This is a genomic window from Microcystis sp. M49636_WE2 (assembly GCF_030065375.1).
Lineage (GTDB): Bacteria > Cyanobacteriota > Cyanobacteriia > Cyanobacteriales > Microcystaceae > Microcystis > Microcystis aeruginosa_C.
Window position 1 is genome coordinate 1 of the sequence record NZ_JASJFG010000244.1, and the last position, 8,032, is coordinate 8,032.

Here is an 8,032-nt window from a genome sequence, read left to right on the forward strand (position 1 = left end):
CACCGCACATTTCAAGCGATAATCTCCGGTACAAAAAACACAGCGACTACAGGGAATTCGATGCAGCTTTTGCAACTGCCGGCGCCCTTGGGCAACAGCAAGAAAAAGGGCAGTAAAAAAGAACAGCAGCGTTATCCAGATTGCGATCGGACAAAAGAGCGGTATTAGCCTTAACATAAATCTCGATTTTTGTCAATTAAGGAATAATTACAGTTTGCTCAGAAAGAAATTCCTGTGGAACTAGAGATCGCCAGAAACTAAAAATCTCTTGACTGACGCTGTAGGGGTGGGAATAGTGGAAAAAATAACGCCCTTTGTGACAACTCCAAATGCGATCGCCTGACTTTAACCAGGGTTGCCATCCCTGCAATAAATGCCGATCAATTACCGTATCGATATCTCCCCCACAGACTAACAGGGGTACGGGAACTGTCCCCGGGGGGAAATGGGCATTCTGATAGAGATTATGGGGAGAAAGGGACAATAATAAATCCTCTTCCAAGAGATAGCGATATTCTTGGGTTAAAGCGCAGGATTGATGACCAAAAAGATTGTGAACCGATTGATTGAGCAGAGTTTGACGAGAACAAGGCAGTAATTTTGATAGCACATAATAATGAGCTTGCCAATCGATCGCCGGATAGACTCCCACAGAGAGCAAAGTTAAGGATTTTACCCTTTCTGGATAACGACGCGCATACAGTAATCCTACTAATCCCCCCGTGCCGTGGCCGACTAAATGCAGCGGTCGATCGCATTGTTTCAGGTAATCTTGTATTAATACTAAGGCAATATCAAGAGAAGCTGGCTGATCAAGAGATTGACAGTATTGCCAATCAGCGATCGCAATTTCCCTGGCTAAACAATCCAACACCGGGCGATCAAAACGGCGAAAACTGGGGTTAACATTAATCCAAACTGCATCAGGTAATCGAGACATAATAATCAAGGATATAGGGGATTTTTTAGCGATCAGTAAACAGTAAGGCTCTTCGGTTTGTGTTATGCAATGGACGGGGGTTATAAGGGATGGAACCCATATATAGAAAGGCATTTAGCGATTTTTGTCAATTATTTTCGATCTAGAGCGAACTAATCAATTAAATCCCTTGCCAGATAAGGATTTAGTCGATTTATGCCCCCCTATCGAACCATATCAAGTAACGAAGATCCATCAGTAGTCGGTGAAAAGAAAGCTGCGAACTAGCCACTTAATACTATTCACTGGTAACTGATAACTGATAACTGGTAACTGATAACTGATAACTGATAACTGATTGATAGCTAACTAAACGCCAAATTCGCCCTTAAGTCCCGCGACCCAAGTTTTGATCCGTTGTTCAGTTAAATCGGATTGGTTGTCTTCATCGAGGGCTAAACCGACAAATTTGCCATTTTTTAGGGCTTTCGACTCGTTAAAATCGTAACCTTCTGTCGGCCAGTAACCGACAGTTTTACCCCCCAGGGAGGCGATTTTTTCTTCCAGTATCCCCAGAGCATCTTGAAAGTTATCCGCATAACCGATTTGATCCCCCATCCCGAAATAAGCGACCTTTTTGGAGACGAAATCAATGTCATCCAATTCATCGTAAAAACCCGCCCAATCGCTTTGTAATTCGCCGATATTCCAGGTGGGACAACCGATAATCAGGGCATCGTAGGGGGCAAAATCCTCGGTAGAAGCGGAGGAGATATCGTGTAATTCTACAATTGCCTCACCTCCAAATTCTTTCTGAATCATTTCCGCCACCGTTTCGGTTTTGCCGGTTTGCGTGCCAAAAAATAAGCCAATTTTTGCCATAAAATTTGTCCTTGTTGCGAAATAAGTGAGTTTAACTCTTAATTCTCCTTGATAGGGAATAAAGCCCCTGATTACAGTTTTCTCTCTCTGAAACTGGCATTTCCTGCCGGCAAGAACTACAGTACCAATAAGAGCGAGAGCGTCCAATGTGATGCAGCAATTTGGTGTTACAACAGGTACAGTAAGGCATAAGGGACAGTTAGAAAGATTGATCAGCGGGGAAAATTAGGAAAATCGATAGTTTATCCTAATCTTCCTTGAAAAAACTAGGCTTCTATCGCATTTAAGGCTTTTTCTACTCGTTTAAAGTCAAAACCCATCGCGCGTAAAGCGTGCCAGAGATGACCTTGTAAAAAGAAGAAAGCGAGGAAAAAGTGGGCATTAGCCAACCAACAGCGCGCCGTATGTACTCCAAAGGGCAATTTCACCGTGTCGGCAAAGTAGGGAGCAATTCCTAACTTCACTTCTAAAATTGGCCCGTAAAATTCGACTGGATAAGCGAGGGTATTTACCCCACAGAAATAGGCGGCCACGAAACCAGCTAGGGCAATTCCGCCCAAAGAATAGGATAAAATGGCTTCTCCAGAGAAAATCAGCACATTTCTCGCCCATTTGAGCGGGGGAACGATAATATGCCAGATACCGCCCCCAATTAACATTAAACCGACGTAGATATGACCACCGACTAAATCTTCGAGATTGTCCACAGTAGCAAAGTGGGTTTGATAGCCATAGATAACCCAAGGATCGAGGGTTGGTTCACTAACGACTCGGACAGCGCCGATAGTTGCGTCGTATAATCCCCCCCAGTACATAGCTTTGGCCACTAATAATAATGCAGCTATACCTAAAAAGAGCAGATGATGACCGAGAATAACTCCTAATTGTCGGGGTTCACTCCAATCGAAATGGAATTTTTTCCCCGGACCGGAGGAATCTTTCAGGGTTTCTGGGACTCTTAACAGGTGAAATAAGGCTCCTGCTCCCAAAACTGCCGAAGAAATCAGATGAATTGAGCCAATCACGAAAAAGGGATAGATATCGATGATTTGCCCCTTTTCTCCGACTCCAAAGCCTAAAGTGGCCAGGTGCGGCAGTAAAATTAAGCCCTGTTCTGCCATGGCTATATCGGGGCGATACTGGGAAATTTCAAATAAGGTGAAGGCTCCTGCCCAAAAAGCGATTAAAGCAGCTTGGGCAACGTGGGCAACGATAAATAAGCCTGATTTATCGGCAAAACGGGCATTTCCTGCCCACCAGTCGTATTCGATCTGAGGATTATCGTAGGTCTGCATGGCATCTTTTAACAAAAATAGAACCAAGCTTATTGATAATTATATGCAATAAGCTTTAAGTCTTAGTCTAGAATAATTCTCAATAAAGTCAAGTTAAGAATTGTTACAGTTGCTCGGCATACTTTAATACATCAGTATTTTTAGCCTGATCAGCCTTTGAAAATCAAGGCTTTTCAGCATGAATCTTGGATCGCAGCTAGAGTAATCACCTCAAATAATTGAGAATAATTATTAATTAATTTTTAACAAAGACTAGAGGATAATTAGCTTGTCATCACTTAAACAAGCGCATAATTGGGCATTAAAGAGCATAAATAAGCTTAAATATGCTCTTTATTTAATTTTTAACCTGAAATCTCTTTTTTATTCGATAAAATACCCGCCGGCGCTATTCGCCTCCCCGTCGGTTGTGGTAAGGGACTTGCGCTTTGATAATGTACCTTTTGGGCGAACGCAGTTCGCCCCTACATTGTCGACAAAATCCGTTACTGTAGGGGCGCAAAGCTTGCGCCCTCCGATCGATTGGGATATGATTCTCACGCAAGTCCCTAAGCTGTACTGAATTTAAACTGCGTCAGAGTCTCTGAGCGCCCATTTATAGGGATTGCAGCCTCTGGATTTTCCTTTCTCTCCCCTCCCCAGTTCTGAAAAGATACTTAATAGAGCCGTAGATTAACAACATTGTCGTTAAAGTCATGGCCATAATTAGGGGGGCAATTTTGGCTAACCAGAAAGCCACGAAGATTATGCCGATTCCGTCAGCGAGTAAGATGGGTAAACGTGGCCCTATGCCATGGTCAATAATTTTTTCCGTGCTTGGCTGCAGTTGAATTTTGGCTAAACATTGAAACCAAATTTGACTGACTAAAACTATTAAAGCTCCCCATCCTATCCAGAGGGCAGCCACATAAAAGCCCGACAATTCTAAAACAATTGTACTAATTGTAACCATAAAAAAGCGATCAAGGCGAGGATCGCTGGTTTTTTGCTGAAATTGGGCAATTTCTGCCAAGTCCACCGCTGCCATGCGTGCCTGTTCTATACACATCACCAGGGTACCTAGGGCAAGAATAGCAGCGGATAGGTTTTCCGGTGAGAATATTTGGGAGATTATGCCTAAACTAGCTGGAAAAAACAGTAAAAAAAGGATCGTTCGTCTCATCTATTCGGGGTGGGGTCGGATTAAGATAAGAAATGCTCTTGACTTGATCATTTCTGTAATGTCTTGTTTGCCTCCTTTTCAAAATGCTCTCCTTCTCACCCAAGCTTTAACCCATCGTTCCTATGTTAATGAACAGTCCCAATTGACGGAAAATAACGAGCGCCTAGAATTTTTGGGCGATGCGATTTTGGCTTTTTTGGTGGGCGAACTTTTGTATCAAAAATATCCCGCCATGAACGAGGCAGAATTAACCCGTTTGCGGTCAAATTTGGTCAAAGAAGAACAATTAGCGCAATTAGGCATCGAAATCGGCCTGGGGGAGTTAATGCGTTTGGGTAAGGGGGCAATTAAAGATCGGGGGCGATCGAATCCTACCCTATTAGCGGACACTTTTGAAGCGATAATTGGGGCTTATTATCTAGATTCGGGGTTAAATGCGGTTAAAAACTATCTGCACGGGCTTTTTATCCCTGTAGCCTCTCATTTAGTCTCTCAACAATCGGAATCGCCATCTTTTATCGATGCCAAAAATCTCTTTCAACAGTGGGCGCTGGCCAATTTCGCCTCTAATCCAGAATATGCGATCATCGATGTGACAGGACCCCCCCACGCTAGGGAATTTACTGCCGAAGTGCGGGTTAATAACCTTCTCTACGGTACAGGTAAAGGTAAACGGAAACAGGATGCCACCAAAGCGGCTGCCGAAGATGCTTTAAAGCGCTGTCAATGGCAATAATAAATAAGGCCAAACCTACTTATCTGAGGGGCCACCAATTAACTTTATCCCTGGTGGCACTGTACACTTCTTTTAAACCCTCGGCATCCAGTACCCGAATTAAATCCCCCGTCGATTCTGAGGCAATTAATCCCACGTTTTGCAATCCTTTTAATACCTGTTCGACGGTGCGTTGATTGAGTTGACAAGCGCGAGCAATCATATCGACGGATAGATCAAAAGTATAGATATTTTCGGCACTCGGTTGACTGCCTAATTCTCTTTCTTGATAGATTAAAGCTCTGAGTAAAGTGGCTACAGCTTGGGGTGGATAGCTACTGCAATTAAGCAAATGATACTCGAATTTTTGCTGTAATTCAAATAAAAAACAGTACCGTTGACGAAAACTTTCGTTATCGTTGTAAATCTTTTCTAGCGCCGATAAGGGAATTTTCAGGACGTGGGTAGTTTTATAGGATTCCACCAAACAGGGAAAGGCGCGACTGGCTAAACCATAACTAAAGGGTAAACTCCTCATGCCAAAACAGCCGCCGGGGTAGGTAATGGCAATAATCCGGTCGAGGGGGGTGCTGCGGACGACGATTACACCCTCATTCAAAATCACATACAAAACATCTAGAAATTCATCGGGGAGAAAAGCCGTATAGACGGGACGATTGGAAAATAGCGTCTCTAACTTGAGATTGTCAGCATCCAGATACTGACTTAACCAAGCCTCCTCTAGTCCGCGAAAGAGAAAACTCTGGTTAATCAGTTGTTGTAGGAGGGTTGTTTTTTTGGTTTTGACGCTCTTGCCCATAGTCTCAAACCTAGATGTAGCACTGATTCCATCTTCTCACAGTTTCCCTTGTTATCACCTTATTTCCAATTTGTTTTATAAATGTATTGAAATTTTGTTTTCCATGCTGTAGGATTAAACTACACCTGAAAACAGATACAACCTCAGAGTAAAGCTTAGGAGCGCCGCCGATGCAGTCATCCCAGTCTTGTTTATCCCTACTCATGGCAACTGTCCTGACGGGAGGAATGCTGGCATCTTGCACCCCATCCCCCACCAATAGCGGCAATGACAGCCAAAAACCCGTGACTGTGACACTTGTTTCCTATGCTGTCACCCAAAGTGCCTACGAAAAAATCATTCCCAAATTTGTCGAGGAATGGCAACAAAAAACGGGGCAAAAAGTAACTTTTGAACAGAGTTATGGTGGTTCCGGTTCCCAAACTCGTGCCGTTATCGATGGTTTAGAAGCGGATGTGGTAGCGTTGGCTTTAGCTTTGGATACCAAGAAAATTGAGCAAGCGGGATTAATTCAACCCGGTTGGGAAAAAGAAGCTCCCAATGACTCTATTGTTCATAAATCTGTAGTGGCTTTTGTTCCTCGTGATGCCAATATTAAAATTAATAAATGGTCAGATCTAGCCAAGGATAATATTAAAGTTATTACCGCTAATCCCAAGACTTCTGGCGGAGCGCGCTGGAATTTTCTCGCTCTTTGGGGTTCGGTGACGCAAGCGGAAGGCAGTGAACAAGCGGCGCAAACTTTTGTCGAAAAAGTGTTTAAAAATGCGCCAGTTTTACCTAGAGATGCTCGTGAATCTAGTGATGTATTTTTTAAACAAGGCCAGGGAAATGTGCTAATTAATTACGAAAACGAGATGATTCTCGCTAACCAAAAAGGTGAGAATTTAGCCTATACTGTTCCCACTGATTATAATATTTCTATTGATAATCCCGTGGCGGTTGTTGATGCCAATGTGGATAAAAAAGGTACGAGAAAAGTGGCGGAAGCTTTTGTGCAGTTTTTATTTACCCCAGAGGCACAAAGAGAATTTGCTAAGGTGGGGTTTCGTCCCGTTGAACCGACGATAGTTAAAGAGTTTGAGAGTAAATTTCCTCAGATAAAAAATCTCTTTACCGTGCAGGATTTAGGCGGTTGGGATAAGGTACAAAAACAATTCTTTGAAGATGGAGCCTTGTTCGATAAAATTCTGACTAAAGCTGGTAAATCTTAAGGAGAAAAACCATGGATAATCAACCTCAATGGCAAACTATTAATCATCCCCAAAGTGATTTACATCTCGATCAATCGGGACTTGATCGCCCCACGTCCCGACGAATAAAAATTCGGGTTCCTAAACAATATATTAACGAGCCAATTATAGCACGTTTAGGGTCTTTTCCAGGTCTAAAAGTGAATATATTTTCCGCTTTGTTAGCTGCCAATAATAATCAAGATGGCTGGTTTGATCTACAACTACAAGGCAACTCTCAAGGTATAGAAAATGCCCTTTCCTATCTGGCAGATTTAGATGTAGAAGTTTGGTATGATTCAGCACAAGTTCTTGAAGAAGCGGACAATTGGTAATCTCTAGCAATAATAAACAATGGCTAACCCACAATTATCTTTATCTCCCAGTCAACCCCTGAAAAAAGTTTCTATTCCTTGGGTAATTACCATTAGTTATCTAGTGGTTTTGTTGGTTTTACCGGCAGCGGCACTATTTGCTAAATCCCTAACTCTTGGTTTTGCCGAATTTTGGCGTGTTGCCACTTTACCGATTTCTTTATCCGCTTACCAAGTCACTTTTTTTACTTCCTTAATTGCCGGACTGATAGACGGAGTTTTTGGCACTATTATCGCTTGGGTATTAGTGCGTTATCGATTCCCGGGTAAAAAAATTGTCGATGCTTGTGTGGATTTGCCCTTTGCTTTACCCACTTCTGTTGCTGGTTTAGTCCTAGCCACAGTTTACAGTGATAACGGTTGGCTCGGTCAATTTTTTGCCCCCTTTGGCATTAAGATATCCTTTACCATTTTAGGGGTTTTTGTGGCGATGTTATTTATCGCTTTACCCTTTATTGTCCGCACCTTACAGCCGGTTTTACAGGAAATGGAAAAAGAGGTAGAAGAAGCGGCTTTATCCCTCGGTGCTTCCTCTTGGCAAATCTTCTGGCGAGTTATTTTTCCCACAATACTACCCGCTATTTTAACAGGAGTTGCCCTCGGTTTTGCCAGAGCGATCGGTGAATATGGTTC

General features: G+C 42.8%; 9 protein-coding genes. 4 read left to right on the forward strand and 5 right to left on the reverse strand.

The window, feature by feature from the left end:
* Positions 1 to 196: 196 nt before the first annotated feature.
* The 4 genes from PX484_RS05840 to PX484_RS05855 all read right to left on the reverse strand — a co-directional run bounded on the left by PX484_RS05840 (position 197) and on the right by PX484_RS05855 (position 4,258).
* The gene (locus PX484_RS05840; RefSeq protein ID WP_287765420.1) at positions 197 to 940 is read right to left on the reverse strand and encodes an alpha/beta hydrolase; all 744 of its coding nucleotides are present in this window, start codon (positions 938 to 940) and stop codon (positions 197 to 199) included.
* A gap of 348 nt (positions 941 to 1,288) precedes the next feature.
* Positions 1,289 to 1,801 carry a flavodoxin FldA gene (gene fldA / locus PX484_RS05845; protein WP_002735314.1) on the reverse strand — a complete coding sequence of 171 codons (513 nt, stop codon included), beginning with the start codon at positions 1,799 to 1,801 and terminating at the stop codon, positions 1,289 to 1,291.
* Positions 1,802 to 2,067: 266 nt separating this feature from the next.
* On the reverse strand, positions 2,068 to 3,096 hold the full coding sequence (locus tag PX484_RS05850) for a chlorophyll a/b binding light-harvesting protein (RefSeq protein ID WP_002787228.1): 1,029 nt from the start codon (positions 3,094 to 3,096) through the stop codon (positions 2,068 to 2,070).
* A 595-nt stretch (positions 3,097 to 3,691) separates the two neighbouring features.
* On the reverse strand, positions 3,692 to 4,258 hold the full coding sequence (locus tag PX484_RS05855) for a hypothetical protein (RefSeq protein WP_287692827.1): 567 nt from the start codon (positions 4,256 to 4,258) through the stop codon (positions 3,692 to 3,694).
* A gap of 58 nt (positions 4,259 to 4,316) precedes the next feature.
* Here PX484_RS05855 and rnc point away from each other — a divergent pair, with 58 nt between their 5' ends.
* Positions 4,317 to 4,994 carry a ribonuclease III gene (rnc, locus tag PX484_RS05860; protein ID WP_052278499.1) on the forward strand — a complete coding sequence of 226 codons (678 nt, stop codon included), beginning with the start codon at positions 4,317 to 4,319 and terminating at the stop codon, positions 4,992 to 4,994.
* 19 nt (positions 4,995 to 5,013) lie between these two features.
* On the opposite strand, the gene PX484_RS05865 is transcribed toward rnc, so the two are convergent.
* Complete coding sequence (locus tag PX484_RS05865) at positions 5,014 to 5,793, reverse strand: Crp/Fnr family transcriptional regulator (protein ID WP_002802585.1); 780 nt, start codon at positions 5,791 to 5,793, stop codon at positions 5,014 to 5,016.
* 170 nt (positions 5,794 to 5,963) lie between these two features.
* Between PX484_RS05865 and PX484_RS05870 the strand changes: the two genes are divergently transcribed.
* The 3 genes from PX484_RS05870 to cysT all read left to right on the forward strand — a co-directional run.
* Complete coding sequence (locus tag PX484_RS05870; protein WP_287667742.1) at positions 5,964 to 7,007, forward strand: sulfate ABC transporter substrate-binding protein; 1,044 nt, start codon at positions 5,964 to 5,966, stop codon at positions 7,005 to 7,007.
* An 11-nt stretch (positions 7,008 to 7,018) separates the two neighbouring features.
* A complete protein-coding gene (locus PX484_RS05875) occupies positions 7,019 to 7,360 on the forward strand; it encodes an NIL domain-containing protein (RefSeq protein ID WP_002802587.1) in 342 nt (113 codons plus the stop codon).
* A 19-nt stretch (positions 7,361 to 7,379) separates the two neighbouring features.
* Positions 7,380 to 8,032 (forward strand): sulfate ABC transporter permease subunit CysT (cysT, locus tag PX484_RS05880; protein WP_288103133.1); only part of this gene is annotated, 653 nt, incomplete at its 3' end.